This window comes from Agilicoccus flavus (genome assembly GCF_014857905.1).
Classification (GTDB): Bacteria; Actinomycetota; Actinomycetes; order Actinomycetales; family Dermatophilaceae; genus Agilicoccus; species Agilicoccus flavus.
Genome location: NZ_JACYXE010000015.1, coordinates 1 through 13222, shown reverse-complemented (window position 1 = coordinate 13222; position 13222 = coordinate 1). Strand labels below are relative to the sequence as shown.

At 72.2% G+C, this 13222-nt stretch carries 15 protein-coding genes; 11 read left to right on the top strand and 4 right to left on the bottom strand.

Features of this window, described 5'->3' with window-relative positions; genetic code table 11:
- Positions 1-57: 57 nt before the first annotated feature.
- Positions 58-1911, bottom strand: a complete 1854-nt coding sequence (locus tag ICW24_RS17430; RefSeq protein WP_226347003.1) for a diacylglycerol kinase family protein — start codon at positions 1909-1911, stop codon at positions 58-60.
- Positions 1912-2038: 127 nt separating this feature from the next.
- On the opposite strand from ICW24_RS17430, the gene ICW24_RS17425 reads away from it, so the two are divergent.
- Positions 2039-3247, top strand: coding sequence for a cysteine desulfurase-like protein (locus tag ICW24_RS17425; RefSeq protein WP_226347002.1), 1209 nt, complete (start codon positions 2039-2041; stop codon positions 3245-3247).
- 67 nt (positions 3248-3314) lie between these two features.
- Here the strand turns inward: ICW24_RS17425 and ICW24_RS17420 are convergent, their stop codons facing one another.
- Positions 3315-4043, bottom strand: coding sequence for a VC0807 family protein (locus ICW24_RS17420; protein ID WP_226347001.1), 729 nt, complete (start codon positions 4041-4043; stop codon positions 3315-3317).
- Between the two features lie 60 nt (positions 4044-4103).
- Here ICW24_RS17420 and ICW24_RS17415 point away from each other — a divergent pair, with 60 nt between their 5' ends.
- Positions 4104-4964, top strand: a complete 861-nt coding sequence (locus ICW24_RS17415; RefSeq protein WP_226347000.1) for a hypothetical protein — start codon at positions 4104-4106, stop codon at positions 4962-4964.
- Here ICW24_RS17415 and ICW24_RS17410 read toward each other — a convergent pair.
- Entirely contained in the window at positions 4951-6471 is a 1521-nt protein-coding gene (locus ICW24_RS17410) for a HelD family protein (RefSeq protein ID WP_372360964.1), read from the bottom strand. The genes ICW24_RS17415 and ICW24_RS17410 overlap by 14 nt on opposite strands.
- Before the next feature lie 379 nt (positions 6472-6850).
- Between ICW24_RS17410 and ICW24_RS17405 the strand changes: the two genes are divergently transcribed.
- Together ICW24_RS17405 and ICW24_RS17400 are read left to right on the top strand one after the other, a co-directional pair.
- Complete coding sequence (locus tag ICW24_RS17405) at positions 6851-7816, top strand: trans-sulfuration enzyme family protein (protein WP_307781370.1); 966 nt, start codon at positions 6851-6853, stop codon at positions 7814-7816.
- Between the two features lie 194 nt (positions 7817-8010).
- Positions 8011-8382 carry a bleomycin resistance protein gene (locus ICW24_RS17400; RefSeq protein WP_226346999.1) on the top strand — a complete coding sequence of 124 codons (372 nt, stop codon included), beginning with the start codon at positions 8011-8013 and terminating at the stop codon, positions 8380-8382.
- 256 nt (positions 8383-8638) lie between these two features.
- Here ICW24_RS17400 and ICW24_RS17395 read toward each other — a convergent pair whose 3' ends face one another.
- Positions 8639-9259, bottom strand: a complete 621-nt coding sequence (locus ICW24_RS17395) for an SDR family oxidoreductase (RefSeq protein WP_226346998.1) — start codon at positions 9257-9259, stop codon at positions 8639-8641.
- A gap of 87 nt (positions 9260-9346) precedes the next feature.
- Here ICW24_RS17395 and ICW24_RS17390 point away from each other — a divergent pair, with 87 nt between their 5' ends.
- The 7 genes from ICW24_RS17390 (at position 9347) to ICW24_RS17360 (ending at position 13009) form a co-directional block, all read left to right on the top strand.
- A complete protein-coding gene (locus tag ICW24_RS17390; RefSeq protein WP_226346997.1) occupies positions 9347-9955 on the top strand; it encodes a dihydrofolate reductase family protein in 609 nt (202 codons plus the stop codon).
- A gap of 319 nt (positions 9956-10274) precedes the next feature.
- Positions 10275-10583, top strand: a complete 309-nt coding sequence (locus ICW24_RS17385) for an AbrB/MazE/SpoVT family DNA-binding domain-containing protein (RefSeq protein ID WP_226346996.1) — start codon at positions 10275-10277, stop codon at positions 10581-10583.
- On the top strand, positions 10580-10891 hold the full coding sequence (locus ICW24_RS17380) for a hypothetical protein (protein ID WP_226346995.1): 312 nt from the start codon (positions 10580-10582) through the stop codon (positions 10889-10891). Before ICW24_RS17385 ends, ICW24_RS17380 begins: the two co-directional genes overlap by 4 nt.
- Positions 10892-11085: 194 nt before the next feature.
- The gene (locus ICW24_RS17375; RefSeq protein WP_226346994.1) at positions 11086-11334 is read left to right on the top strand and encodes a toxin HicA; all 249 of its coding nucleotides are present in this window, start codon (positions 11086-11088) and stop codon (positions 11332-11334) included.
- Complete coding sequence (locus ICW24_RS17370) at positions 11331-11675, top strand: type II toxin-antitoxin system HicB family antitoxin (protein WP_226346993.1); 345 nt, start codon at positions 11331-11333, stop codon at positions 11673-11675. The genes ICW24_RS17375 and ICW24_RS17370 overlap by 4 nt, the downstream gene beginning before the upstream one ends.
- A 271-nt stretch (positions 11676-11946) precedes the next feature.
- Positions 11947-12246, top strand: coding sequence for a hypothetical protein (locus ICW24_RS17365; RefSeq protein ID WP_226346992.1), 300 nt, complete (start codon positions 11947-11949; stop codon positions 12244-12246).
- Between the two features lie 58 nt (positions 12247-12304).
- Positions 12305-13009: a GNAT family N-acetyltransferase gene (locus tag ICW24_RS17360; RefSeq protein WP_226346991.1), complete on the top strand. Its 705-nt coding sequence runs from the start codon at positions 12305-12307 to the stop codon at positions 13007-13009.
- Positions 13010-13222: the final 213 nt, after the last annotated feature.

The window sequence follows — 13222 nt, the reverse complement described above, 5'->3', positions numbered from 1 at the left end:
TCGTCGTGCGGTCCGGACCTTCGTCTTCCCGACGCCACGCGGGCGCCCCTCTCGACGCTACGCGCGCCGGCCGCGGTCCGCCGGGTACTGCGGCCGGATGTCCCGCGCGACGGCCCGCTCGACCTCCGCCAGTCCCTCGGCCGAGACGAGGTCGAGCCGCCGGGCGAGCCGGGCGGCCTCGTCCCACGTGTCGACGGCGAACACCCCCTCGTCGGCCCAGGCGCGCCGCGTGTCCGCGTCGACGCCGACGACATCGTGGATGAAGACGGCGACGACGTGGTCGCCGTAGCGGCGGCGCGCGTCGAGCCCCACCTGCGGGTCGGCCTGGCCGCTGTCGCCGCAGAACACCATCCGACACTCGGGGAACAGGAGGCGGTCGCGGTGGAAGTTCTCCCGCTTCCGCTCGGCGATCGCCGCCCTCGTGTGCAGGTTGAGGAACGAGCCGCCCATGACGGTGTGCGGGGGCAGGCCGAGGTCGCCGAGGGCGTTGCGGGTGTACCGCTCGACGAGGCCGCGGGGGCCGGCGGGGCGGGCGGTGACGAAGGTGAGGTCGCCCGGTCGGCCGGGGTCGACCGTCGACCCCTCGTCGAGGGCGTGGAGGAACTCGACGATCCCCGGGTAGATCGTGCCGCGCAGGTACCGGTCGTCGTGGATCGCGCACTTCACGGTGTCGTCGATGTCGCACAGCACCCGCACGTCCCGGCTGGGACCGGTGGCGTCGGCCTGGGCGACGATGTGGTCGAGCAGCACCCCCCGGTGCGCGTCGTCGAGGCGGTCGAAGACGAGTTGCTCGAGGTCGTGCTGGTCGCCCTGACTGTTGAGCAGGTACTTGACCCGCTGGAACCGCTCGCCGGTCAGTCGCGTGAGCAGACCGACGACCACGTCCTGCTCGTCCTCGCTCACGCCGCCGTCGTGGACGTCGTGGACGAGGGCCGCGACGGCCTCGTCGCTGAGCAGCGCGACGTCGGGCAGGGCACGGGCGGTCGGTCGCGCGTGCACGACGAGAGCGCCCGGGCGGATCTGCACCTCCAGCGCCGTGACGTCCTCGATCACGTCGCCGTCGAGCTGGACGGCCACGGGGGAGGGGAGCTCGACGGCGACCCGGGAGGCAGTGCGACGCCGCAGCCCGGCCGGTGCCTCCTCCCGCGGGAACAGGCCGGAGGCGGCGATGCCGACCCAGTCACGGACCCCGGCCGGCGTCACCTCGAGCACGTGGAACCGGCCGTCGTCGGGGTGGGCGCCGGGGACGACCCGCAGTCCCGCCGGGAGTCGTCCGCAGTTCGCGACGAGCAGCGTCCAGGGCTGCCACTCGCGGGCGGGGCCCCCGTCCAGCGCGACGCGCATCGGCACCCCCGGCCGGGTGAGGTGGCGCAGGCCCGGGAGCACGTAGCCGAGCCAACCGAGGCGGGAGGCGTGGTGGCCCGGCACGTCCTGGAGGGTGAGGGCGTCGTGGCCGACGCCGAGGACGACGAGGAAGCTCGACTCGCGCAGTCCCGAGGACGTGGTCAGGGTGACCCGGCCGAGGTCCGCGTCTCGGGGCGCGCCGACGAGGGCGACGCGCACCGCCCGGTCGAGGTCGAGGGGCAGGCCGACGTTGCGGGCGTACAGGTTCGCCGTGCCGGTGGGCACGACGCCGAGGCGGGCCCCGGTGCCGGCCACCGCGCCCGCGACCTCCCGCACGGTGCCGTCGCCCCCGACCGCGACGACGATGTCGGCCCCGTCGGCGAGGGCCGCGCGGGCCTGGTCCGCCCCGGGGGAGTCGGGCGTCGTCTCGTGGACCCCGACCAGGCGCAGGCGCAGTCGCTCGCACGCGGCGCGGAGCACGGCCGCGGCGCGGTGTGCCCGCCGCGCGTGGCGGGGGTTGACGATCACGGCCACACGGGCGCCGGGGGCCGAACTCTGGGAGGTCATGCGTCCCGATTGTGCCGGGCACCTGGTGGAGGCGCCCGTCCGCCTCCCCGCCGGCACCCGGTCGGCCCGACGGGGCGGTGTCGACAGAATGGGGGCGATCGACCCGTCTCGCCCCTGGAGGACTCCCATGACCTACGACGTCGGCGCCTTCCGCGCGCGCTTCCCCTCGCTCGCGTCCGGCATCGCCCACTTCGACGGGCCCGGCGGCACGCAGACGCCCCGCGAGGTCGGGGAGGCGATCGCGGCCACGTTGACGGGTCCGCTGTCCAACCGCGGCACCTCGCTGGCCTCGGACTCCGCGGCCGAGGAGGCCGTCGCCCGGTTCCGGGCCGCGTACGCCGACCTCCTCGGGGTGTCGGCGGCGGGGATCGTCTACGGCCGCAGCGCGACCCAGCTGACGTACGACGTCTCGCGGGCCCTGTCGAAGACGTGGGGCCCGGGCGACGAGATCGTCGTGTCCCGGCTCGACCACGACTCCAACGTCCGCCCGTGGATCCAGGCGGCGGAGGCGGCCGGCGCGGTGGTGCGGTGGATCGACATCGACCCGGCCACGGGGGAGATCGCCTGGGAGAGCGTCGAGTCGGCGGTGTCCGACCGCACCCGACTCGTCGCCGTCACCGCGGCCTCCAACCTGCTCGGCACGAAGCCGGACGTCGCCCGCATCGCCGAGGCGGCCCACGCCCACGGCGCCCTCGTCCACGTCGACGGGGTCCACTACGCGGCGCACGCGAGCGTCGACCTGCGCGAGCTGGGTGCCGACCTGTTCGTCTGCTCGCCCTACAAGTTCCTCGGGCCGCACTGCGGCGTCCTGGCCGCCGACCCGGGGCTCCTCGAGACGATCCGGCCCGACAAGCTCCTGCCCTCGACCGACACGGTGCCCGAACGCTTCGAGCTCGGGACGCTGCCGTACGAGATCATGGCCGGCGCCGCGGCCGCCGTCGACGTCCTCGCCGACCTCGCCCCCGGCGGGGCCACCGAACGTCGTGCCCGGTTGCGGGCCTCGTTCCACGCGATCGACGCCCACGAGACGCGGCTGCAGCAGCGCATCGAGGAGACACTGGCCGGGCTCGGGGACGCCGTCGTGCTCCACTCCCGCGCCCGGCACCGCACGCCGACGCTGCTGTTCACCTTGCCGGGTCGCCGCACCGCGGACGCGACCCGGTTCCTCGCCGGCCGTAACGTCCTCGCCCCGGCCGGCTCGTTCTACGCGATCGAGCCGTTCCGCCGTCTCGCGCTCGACGACGACCACGCCCTGCGCGTCGGCCTCGCGCCCTACGTCGACGACACCGACGTCGACCGTCTGCTCGACGGTCTCGCCGCGTTCGTCGGCGGCTGAGTCGCCCTGCCCGACCCGATGAGACGGAGAACGAGGCGGAGAACAGGGGACACGGACGCGCGCCGGCTCAGACGCTGTGAGGCTCGCCCTCCGCGGCGGCCGCCTGGCGCCGCTCACCGGCACGCTTGCCCCGACGCGCGAGCACGATGGTGACCGCCGCGAGCGTCCCCGCGACGAGGATCGGCAGCACCTGATTGAGGTTGTAGGCCGCCTGGAACGACGTGGTCTCGGCCACCACGACCTTGACCAGAGCCTCCAGCACGTAGCCGGCCCCCCACAACCCGGTGATGAGCCGCATGAGGCCGCGGAACGACGGGTACTGCCACAGCTTGCCGAAGCGTGCCTCCCCTTCCGGGGTCCCTCGGCCGGCGAAGCGCTGCGCGAAGTAGAACATCAGCGGGCGGGGCACGACGGGCAGGAGCGTGACCAGGCACAGCAGCCCGAACGCCGCGGTGATCGCCGAGTCCTTGAGCAGCAGGAATGTCGGGCCCGTGTCGCCGACCACCGCGACGGCCGCGGACAGGACGTTGAGGCTCACCATGACGACCGCGAACGTGTCGAGGGTGCGGCGCAACACGGCGACGAGCACCGCCTCGAGGAGCGGGGGTGCGCTCGCCAGGAGGTAGGCGCTCACGTCCGACGCGCCCTGGCCCTTGGCGACGTTGAAGACGACGAGGGGCGCGACCATGCTGAGGGTGATGGTGAGGGCCAGGTTCGCCCAGCCCGGGACCCTGGGACGGGTCGGGCCGTCCGGAACCGAACCCGGGGTGCTCGAGTCGTTCGTCCGCCTGCTCACGACTGAAGCATGACACGCCTTGTGGGATGCGCGGTATAGACGTCATATATTCTCAGGGGCATGACGCAGGCGCCCGAGTCGGGATCGCGACGGTCCCAGGCCGCCTCGCGCATCGGTTTCGCGTTCGGCCTCCTCGGGGCGATCGCCGTGCCCGGCCCCCTCCTCGTCCCGCTCCTCGGGCACCTCGGAACCGGCGAGCCTGCCGCGCGGCAGATGATCTCCCGGCTCGTCGCCGCCGGAAACCTCGAGGTCGAACGCCACGGCCGCGTCGCCGTCTACGTCCTGGCCGGGCCGATGCTGCGCCGCTATCGAGCGATCGGCGAAGGGGTCGAGCCGCCGCCGTGGCGGGGTCGTTTCCACGTCGTCGTCCACGACATCCCCCAGACCCGTCGTCGCGCACGCGAGACCTTGCTCGCGGCCTCGGCGCGGGAGGGGTTCGGGCCATACCGACCCGGCCTGCTGCTCGGCTGCCAGGACCCGCGGCCGTGGGTCGAGCCGTTCTCCTCGGATGCCGCGCTCCGCATCGAGGTCGGGGAGTTGGCCGTCGATCGGGAGGCCGCGCACCGGATGGCGGACGTCGCCTGGGACTACCGCGGCCTTCGGGCCCGAGTGGGGCAGGCCGTCGACCGGCTCGTGCGCTCGGCCTCCGAGCGGTCGCAGGACGGTTGGGTAGAGGCGCGTCGCCTCGACGACGCCTTCGCCACGGCGACCCCCCTGTGGTCCGCCAGCGCGGCCATCCCCCGCGATCTGTTGCCCGAGGCCGTGGGTCTCGACCGGCTGGGGGAGCTCGTCGCCGCCATCGGCCGGCAGTCCGGGCCGGTCTTCGCGGCGACGGTCGAGGACTACGTCGCCGCCTCCCCCTACCGTGAGCTGCTCCGGCGCGACCCCGGCAGTGGGCCCCGCGACCTCATCGGCTCGTGAGGACGACGAGCTGCCGGGTGGCCCGGGTCATCGCGACGTAGGCGAGGACCGCGCGACGGCGGCGTTCGCGGCGGGAGGCGTCGGGGTCGCCGAGCCGGCGCCGGGCGGCGTCGAGGTACGGCAGGTCCGAGCGGGTCCAGGCCTGGGGCTGCGCGCGCTGCAGGGTGCGGATCTCCTCCCAGCTCAGGCCCGGGGCGCACAGCCGCAGGTAGGCGGGCACCGACCACAGGTCGCCGACGAGGTCGGTCGGCTCGATGGTCGGCCACGCCCGGTAGACGGCCGAGGTGAGCGCCTCGTCCTCGCGCAGCGACGCGTCCAGCCGCTCGGGCTCCACACCGCCCCCGAGCCGCTCGTGGACGATCCAGACGAGGTCGCCCCAGATCGTCTCCCGCGCCTCGTTGTGCGGCGTGCCGGGGGCCGGGGCGTCGAAGGCGGCCGCCCAGTCCAGCTCGCTCACGTGCACCTGACCCCAGTCGGTGTCGATGTCCATCGGCGGGGGGGTCTCCTCGTAGAACGCGACGGCCGTCTCGATGCCGCCGACGAGATCCGCCCGCGCCTTGAGGCGGGCCACGTCGGGATCGGCCTCCTCGGGTGCGGAGGCGCCCTCGGGCACGAGGTCGGCGACCGTGCACGTCCGGACCCCCTCCTCGCCGAGGCTCGGCAGGACGTCGGCGACGTACGCGAGGTAGGCGTCGTGGGGCCCGACGAACAGCACCCCGCCGCGGCGGTGCCCGAGGCGCGGGTCGGCGTAGAGCAGGTAGGCCGTGCGGTGCAGGGCCACGACGGTCTTGCCCGTGCCCGGCCCGCCGTCGACGACGAGCGCCCCGCGTGAGCCGGCGCGGATGATGGCGTCCTGATCCGCCTGGATCGTGCCGAGGACGTCGCGCATGCGGGTCGACCGGCTGCCGCCGAGGCTCGCGATGAAGGCGGACTGGTCGTCGAGGGCCGCGTGCCCCTCCAGGCCCTCGGGGGTGAACACCTCGTCCCAGTAGTCGGTGACCCGGCCGCGCGTCCAGCGGTACCGACGCCGGCTCGCCAGCCCCATGGGGTTGCCGTGCGTGGCCCCGAAGAACGGCTCGGCGGCGGGGGAGCGCCAGTCCAGGAGCAGGCGGCGGCCGTCCGCGTCGGTCAGGCCGAGGCGTCCGACGTACATCGGCCCGTCCGCGTCGGCGCCGTCCACACTGCCGCCGACCGCACCCTCGGCGGCCGGGTCGCCGGCACCCGCCGTGACCATCCGCCCGAGGCACAGGTCGACGCCGAACCGGCTCAGAGCCCGCAGACGCGCGCTGAGCCGATGGACCTCGAGATCCCGCTCGAGGGCCGTCTGCCCGTGGTCGGCCCGGGTCAGGCGCGTCGTCGTCAGGCGGGCGGACAGCTCGGCGACGCTCGCCTCCAGGCCGGCGGCGATGGCGGCGAAATGGTCCTCGTCGGTGCCGATGAGCGTCGGGTCGGCCTTCGCCGACAGAGGGTCGGCGAGGGCGAACACGCTGGTCTTCTCGGGGGTCACGGCACGGGCTCCGATCCGTCGATTCGTGCGTCGAGGAGCGAGTGTGCGTGCTGACCAGGGCCTTGCCGCAAGGCCCCCTCCCCGCTGTACGGTGGAACCAGGCCGGGGGCGGCGAGGGAACCGGGCGGCCAGCACGGCCGACGCGCCGACAACGGGCTGCGGAGCGCGGCCCAGCGGGTCATCCTGAGCTGCATGAGCGATCGCTTCGACACCCGCGCGGTGCACGCCGGCCGGGAGGACCTCACCGACCTCGGCGTGCACGCCGTCCCCCTCGACTTCTCGACGACCTACCCCTCCCGCGACAGCCGGGAGGAGGCGCAGCGGCTCGACCTTCTCGCCGGGTGGGGCCCTCGACGGCGGGCCACCCGTCTACGGTCGCGTGAGCAACCCGACGGTCGAGCGTTTCGAGCGGGCTCTGGCCGACCTCGAGGGATGTGAATCGGCGGTCGCCTTCGCCAGCGGCATGGCCTCGCTCTCGGCCGTGCTCCTGTCCCGCGTGGCCGCCGGGACGCCGCACGTCGTCGCCGTGCGACCCCTCTACGGCACCTCCGACCACCTCCTGGCCTCGGGGTTGCTCGGCACGGAGCTGACGTGGGCGCCGGCCGACGGGGTCGCCGACGCGATCACCGAGCGGACCGGCCTCGTCGTCGTCGAGACGCCCGCCAACCCGACGCTCGCCGAGGTCGACCTCCGGGCGGTCGCGGCGCAGTGCGGCGACGTGCCGCTGCTCGTCGACAACACGTTCGCGACGCCGGTGTTGCAGCGGCCCGCGTCGCTGGGCGCGTCCTTCGTGCTGCACAGCGCGACGAAGTTCATCGGGGGGCACGGCGACGTCCTCGGCGGCGTCGTCGCGTGCAGCGAGGAGCGGGCCCAGGCCCTGCGCCAGGTGCGCTTCGTCACCGGCGCGAACCTGCACCCGCTCGGCGCCTACCTGCTCCTGCGCGGGCTGCCGACCCTTCCGCTCCGGATGCGGGCGCAGTCGGCCACCGCGCACGTCCTCGCCGAGCGCCTCGCGGGGCACCCGGGTGTCGAGCGGGTGCACTATCCGGGCCTGGGCGGGCCGCGCCCGGCGGATCAGATGAGTGGCGGGGGAGCGTTGGTGTCGCTCGAGGTCGGCGGCGATCCGCACGCGGTCATCGCCGCGGTGCGGCTCATCACGCCCGCGGTGAGCCTCGGCAGCGTCGACACGCTCATCCAGTGCCCGGCGGCGATCAGCCACCACATCATGGACCCCGCCGACCGCGCCGGCGCCGGCATCAGCGACCGGCTGCTGCGGATCTCCGTCGGTCTCGAAGACGTCGAGGACCTCTGGGCCGACTTGCGCCAGGCCCTCGACGGCTCCTGACCCTGGCCACGCCACGCGGCTCGACGCGGATCGACAGGAGGACGTCGCCCGCGGCGGCGCATCGGTGATCGTCACGACCGAGCTCGGCGCCAGGAACAGGTCGGCCGTGCGGGCGGCGGCGTCACCGACCGCGACCGCCGGGTCATGCCGCGCCGGAGTATCGGTGCAGCTCGGAGTCACTTTATGGTGGTCGCATGACTGCGCCCCGACGTCCGGCGAACCTCGTAGCCGCGGCCTGCGTGCTACCTGTCACCGACGTGGACCGCTCGATCGAGCACTACCGGGCGCTCGGCTTCGAGGTCGCCAAGCTCACCGATGAGTACGCGATGGCGCAGCGCGGCGATGTCGCCCTGCACCTGTCGCTGATGCCCGAACTCGACCCGCTGAAGGGCGCCGGTTGCTGCTACCTCTACGTCGACGACGCGGACGGGCTCGCGCACGAGTGGGCCGAGGCAGGCGTGGGGCAGACTGTCGCTCCCGTCGACACCGACTACGGCCTGCGCGAGGGCGCGCACGTCGACCCCGACAACAACTTGCTGCGATTCGGGGCCGACGCCGCCGGCTGACGTCGCCGTCCAAGCCGTGTCGTACGTCGCCCCGACCTCCCCCGCCGAACCCCGCGGTCATGGGTTTGCCTCTCCCCTCGTCGCCGGCCTCGCAGTGCGGACCCGTGCAGCAGGAGGGCGACCGGCTGCGCGAGACCTCATTCGGGAGGGCGCCGTCATGGGTCGCTGCGAATGGTCGTTCCGCATTGACCGGCCACCGGGAGCCCCCTCGACGCCTCCTGACCTCGCCCACGCCACGCTGCCGGGGCGCGAACCGTCAGGAGGCCACCGCCGGCGTCGGCGCATCGGTGATCGTCACGACCGAGCTCGGCGCCAGAAGCAGGTCGGCCGTGCGGGCGGCGGCGTCACCGACCGCGACCGCCGGACCATCCGGGGGCCGGGCGTGGAAGGTGCCGGGGCCGTAGAACTGCCCGTAGCGCAGCACGACGCCGCCGGCGGCGAGAGTGGCCTCCTCCATGACGGCGACCGCCTCGGCCCCCTCGCCCGTCATCGGCCACGCGACGCTCTGCACGAGCAGGTGTCCGACCCCGTGAGCCCGAGCCGCGGCGAGCAGGCGGGGGATCGCCTCGCGCCGGATCCGGGCGTTCGCCGCGCGCCGCGCCGGCAGGTCGTCGGCCGAATCCGGCAGGTCGTCGGCCGAATCCGGCAGATCGCTCACCTGACAGACGAGCACCTCGGGGTCGGAGGCCCCGAGAACGTCCCCCACAGTCGCCTCGACGTAGACGTCGAGCACCCGGCCGTGCGCACCGAGGGCCCGGACGGCGTCGACGCCGGCGGGGGAGCGGGAGGTCCCGGTGACGGCGTGCCCGGCGGCCACGAGGCGGGGCACGAGCTCCCTGTCGATGACACCGGTGGCCCCGACGACGAGGATGCGCATGGACGGACCGTAGCCGAGGGATGCCTCGCGCCGGGAGGGCCCGGCCGTCACGATGGAGCCGAGGGTGCCACCGGATGAGGAGGACGCATGGGACGGCTGATCTACGGCGGTATCGGGTCGCTCGACGGCTTCATCGCCGACGTCGACGGCGACTTCTCCTGGAGCGCGCCGGACGAGCAGGTACACGCCTACCTCAACGACCGCGATCGTGAGGTCGCGGCCGAGCTGTACGGCCGGCGTCTCTACGAGGTGATGAAGGTGTGGGAGACCTACGGCACCGAGCCGGACGCGTCCTCGGTCGTCCGCGACTACGGGCGGCTCTGGCGCGACCGCGACAAGGTCGTCTACTCGACGACCCTGGCCGACGTCGACACCGCGCGCACCCGCCTGGAGCGGACCTTCGACCCGGTACAGGCGCGGCGCCTCGTCGACGAGGCCGGGGGAGACGTCACCATCGGCGGCCCCGACCTCGCCGCGCACGCCCTGCGGGCCGGGATCGTCGACGTGGTCGAGTACTACGCCAACCCCGTCGTCCTCGGCGCCGGCACCCCCTGGCTCCCCGCCGGCCTCCGTCTCGACCTGCGGCTCGTCGACGAGCACCGCTTCGACTGCGGCGTCGTGCACCTGGCCTACGAGGTCGTCAACCGACCAAGGCTGTCGGGTCGGCCGTCGACGTCCGCCGGCATGGGTCAGTGAGGTCGTAGCGCAGTATCGACGACACGGACCCTGCGGTACAAACGAGCGCGTCGGTGTCTGCGCAGGTCAGACGCCTGCTCGTTGCGGATGGACCTTCGGGTGCGACGTCGACACTGCGCTACGCCCGGTCGCACCTGCCCAGTTGATGCGGTCGGCAGTGGCGTGAGCACTCCGACAGACCTGCCGTCGCCGCCCCGCAGCGCCCACGCGGTGGGTGTCGGCCTCCGGGATCTGCCTGTCAGGCGCCTCACCTCACCAGGCGACGTCAGTGGCCGGAATTGCCTTCCGCAGCTATGCAGTCTTCCGGTAGAATCGCATCATGGCCTTTCATGGATATGTCGCGATGCAGGCCAGGGGAGTGGTCTCACTGCCGGCGGAGGTCCGGCGCCGGCTGCACCTGGATGAGCCGGGTGCCCAGATGGAGATCACCGAACGCGAGGACGGCGTGCTCGAGCTGCGTCCTTCTCTGCCGGTGCCCGCCGACCAGGTCTGGTTCTGGGAGGAGCGGTGGCAGAACCGGGAGCGAGAGGTGGACGAGTTCGTCGCGGCAGGTGAGGTGACCGTGCACGCCGACGGTGACGGCTTCCTCGATCACCTCACTTCACTGGAGCAACCGGATCGGTCGTGAAGTTCGAGACCACGCCGGCGTTCGAAAGCGACTACCGCAGGCTCAAGCGCGAGCATCAGGCGACGTTTCGTGCGGTGCTGAGGGAGAAGTTCATCCCGGCCTGCGACGAACTGTCGCGCGACCCCGGGGCGCCGTGGCCCAAGGCACTGCGCGTCAAAGCAGTCCGAGGCGCTCGGGGTGTCCTCGAGATGACGTGGTCCTTCTCGAGTCCCGATGGCCGGGCCACCTTCGAGCTGGTCACGGTCGATGACGAGCTGCGCTGCCGTTGGCGACGGATCGGCGACCACGACGTCTTCAAGCAACCATGACGAGCCCACCCGGCGCGGGGGAGCCGCTGACGTCAGGCGCAGGCCGGGGCGGGATCGTCGATGCCGGCCGGGACATGACCCCCGATTCGTCGCAGCGTCGAGGCGGAGGCACTCCTGCGGACCTCTTCGGGCAAGGCGACGCCGACGTTCGCCACCTGGCGGCCGCACAGTACCGTGGGTAGTACCATTAGGGAGTGCCGTCCATTCAGAAGATCGTCGCCTCCATGAGGGCCGATCCTCGCAACGTTCGGTACGACGACCTGGTCAAGGCCTGCGAGCACTACTTCGGCCCACCGCGCACGCGTGGTGGCTCGCACGCCGTGTTCAAGATGCCGTGGCCTGGCGACCCGCGTGTCAACATCCAGGATGATCATGGCAAGGCCAAGGCGTATCAGGTGCGCCAGGTGTTGCTCGCCATTGACAAGAAGGAGGCCGCAAGATGACTGAAACAGTCGTGGATGTGAGCCGGTATACCTATCGCGTCTCCTGGTCGCCCGAGGACGAAGAGTTTCTAGGGACGTGTATAGAGTTTCCGTCCCTATCTTGGCTGGCACCCGAGCAGGTCGACGCCCTCAACGGAATCCGAGAGGTCGTCTCAGAGGTGGTCGGCGACCTGCAAGAGACTGGCGAGACCGTGCCCTACCCGCTGTCGTTGCGCACCTATTCCGGGAAGTTCAACCTGCGGGTTGGGGAGCGCCTCCATCGCAAACTTGCCATGCAGGCGGCTGACGAGCACCTGAGCCTCAACCAATACGTCGTCCGGAGGCTCAGCGACGCACCTTGAGCCATCAAATATCGTTGGTTCGACACCCAGCCGCCGGCTTCACAAGACTTCCGGCACCGTCAGCGACCTCATGCGTGAACAGCGTCGGTGATCGTCTACGGCGACACCCGGGCCACCGCATCCCAACTGGTAGGCACGGGAGTTGCAGAGAAGGGAGTAGCCCTGCTGAGGAGGGGAGTGGCCCGTCGGCCCCCGCAGTCGCGAGGCGGATGAGTCCCCGGCTGCACAGCGGTCTAAGGTCGCGCGTGCGCCCGTCCAGGAAAGGCCGACCGTGACCGATCGTCCTGAAATCGTCTGTATCTGTGGCTCGGCGCGATTCATGGCCGAAATGCGGGCGGCGAACCGCGACTTGTCCTTCGCCGGCGTCATCGTCGTTGCCCCCAGCGAAGCGGACGAGTCACCTACCCCGGCGCAGAAGACAGTCCTGGACGCCCTGCACCTACGCAAGATCGACCTGGCCGACCGGGTCCTAATCGTCAACCCGGGCGGGTACGTCGGCGAGTCGACGCGCAGGGAGATCGACTACGCCCGAGCGAGCGGCAAGCCGATCACGTTCACCGATCCCATCTGAGGAAGGGCGCGCGGCGCTCACCTCGCATCGAGCCGGGAGTTCCCCGTTCTGTCGTACCGTGACCCTCGTGTTGCCCGCTGCCACGCCCCGGCTCCGATTTCGGGAGATGACCGAGGCAGACCTCCCCGACATCGCGACCTTGGAGCTCGGCGGCTCCCGCGGCCCCACAGGCTGGATCGAGTGGAATCGCAGCAACTACGCCGACCACGGATTTGGGCTATGGATCATCGAGACCCACTCGGGCGAGTTCGTCGGCGACTGCGGGCTGACCATGCAGGAGGTAGAGGGCGAGTGGCTTGTCGAGGCCGGCTGGCACGTGCGCTCCTCGCTCCGTCGTCAGGGATACGCCGCCGAGGCGGCTGCAGCGGTCGTCGAGGCTGCCCGCGGGGCGGGCATCGACCACCTAATCGCAATCATCCGGCCCGACAACGTCGCCTCCCAGGGAGTTGCAGCGAAGATTGGGCTAGCGCTCGAGCGTGAGGTTCACAAGAACGGAGGCCCGGCGCTGGTCTTCGGCGCCGACCTCACCCTCAATCAGACGTCCGCGCTCGAACGGGAGCCGCTTGTCGTGGGAGCCGGGAGCCACGACCAGTACGCGGTGCGAGAGGCAACCGAGGCTGACGCGGACCAGATGGCCGTGGTCGAAGCTCTGGCGCGACAGATTCTGGTGCAAGAGGGCGTAGACCTGAACGCGTTGACGGCTCCGCAAGGGTTCCAAGAGGCCACGTCATGGACGCTCGCCTTAGCCCTGATCCACCGGTGATGATTCGTCATCGGTGATTCCGGTGGATCGCGACGAGGCTCGCAGTGTGGGCGTGGGTGAGCTGCCGGCCGGTGCCGGCTCTTCCACTTCGGGGTCCTCGGGTTGTGCCGTGTGCGGCAGGGTGGTCAGGTCGTGACAGCGGTGGGCGGGCCGGTCGCGGCCGACCACAGTGACTCCCAGCCGGGTGCCCAGGGCCAGTGCGTGGGCAGGTGC